The organism is Promicromonospora sp. NPDC060204, from assembly GCF_042728455.1.
Classification (GTDB): Bacteria; Actinomycetota; Actinomycetes; order Actinomycetales; family Cellulomonadaceae; genus Promicromonospora.
Genome location: NZ_JBHWZO010000469.1, coordinates 1 through 1,394, shown reverse-complemented (window position 1 = coordinate 1,394; position 1,394 = coordinate 1). Strand labels below are relative to the sequence as shown.

The 1,394-nt window shown below is 69.2% G+C and carries 1 protein-coding gene; it reads left to right on the top strand.

Annotated elements, in window-relative coordinates; all coding sequences use genetic code 11:
• The first annotated feature begins 612 nt into the window (after positions 1–612).
• Positions 613–1,251 carry a GNAT family N-acetyltransferase gene (locus ACFWEJ_RS28750; RefSeq protein ID WP_377232565.1) on the top strand — a complete coding sequence of 213 codons (639 nt, stop codon included), beginning with the start codon at positions 613–615 and terminating at the stop codon, positions 1,249–1,251.
• Positions 1,252–1,394 lie beyond the last annotated feature (143 nt).

Below are 1,394 nucleotides of genomic sequence, written 5' to 3'. Positions count from 1 at the left end.
GCTGGCGATGCGACCCGAAACGCTGAGAGTCAAATGATTGGCATTGACTATCAAGCACACTGTTGAGTTCTCAAACAACCGACGCACACCGTCAGGACCGCGACTCTTCTTGTTCGCTTCCCTGTCCGGGGCAGTTCCTTAAACTTACCAGATTCTTTCGGCCGATCAAATTCGCTTCGTTCTTACGAACTGGAAGGAATTGCAACCCGCTTGCCGAATATGGCGACCCACCCGATTCCGGGGAACACGAAGTTCCTCGATCCTGCGATGTGGGTTCCAGCCCCGGCGCGGCCACTCGGTTCGTTTCCTACCCGGTGTCCGTCTGCCCGTCGGGCTGACCTGGAGAACATTACACACGATCCCGCGTACACGCCAACTCGGGCGCAGTGGCCTGCGGCACACCATGTTTCTGCAGGTCAGAGCGCATTTGAACAACTCATGAGCGAACATCGGACAACGCTTGTGACCGGGGCCACGCTCCTGAGGCGCAAGCCCCCGGTCCGCGCACCTCGACGTGCCGTCCGTTGCCGCTCCCCCACGATCATTTTCCGCTCCCCGGGCCTCGGCCGCACCTCGAGACCGCGCACCGGGGCCGCGTACTACGTTCGGGTCGTGACACCTGAGCTCTCACCGGCGTCGTCCGCCGGGAACCAGACCGAACGCAGCACCGCACCGGACCCGCTCCCCGGCGCCGTCCGCCGGGCGGGCGTCGACGACGCGTCCGAGACCGCGTGGCTCGCCGCCCTCACCTTTCCCTTGGCCTGCCCGCCGGGCACGCCGCCGTCCGACATGGCCACCCACATCGCGCACAAGCTGACCCCCGGGCACTTCCGTGGCTGGGCCGGCAGCGACCGGCACGCCCTGCTCGTCCACGACGACGGCACACGCCTGCTCGGCTACGCCCTCCTCGTGCTCGGGACGCCCGACGGAGCGGCCGAGGCTGACGCCGTCCGCTCGGCGACCGGGCGCGAGGCGCCGTACGTCGAGCTGTCCAAGATCTACGTGCACCCCGACGTGCTGGGCGGCGGGGTGGCCGGCGCGCTCATGCGGGGCGCCGTCGACGCGGCGGCCGAGCTCGGCCCGGGCCTGCCGTTCTGGCTCGGCACCAACGCGCGCAACGAGCGTGCCCAGGCCTTCTACCGCAAGAGCGGCTTCGAGGTGGTCGGACGGCGCACCAAGCGGGTGGGCGACCTGGACCACGACGACCTCGTGCTGCTGCGCACGCAGGCACAGCCCGTCAGCCAGGCGTAGCCCGCGCGCAGAAAGGTGTGGGCGGCGCCCACCGGCGGCGGCCCCACCGCACATACCCCCCCGCGGACCCAGCGACGAAACCCCCGACCAACCCAGCCGCGGGCGCCGGGGCAGCAGCCCCAGGCCCCCAGCGAGCGGCTCTC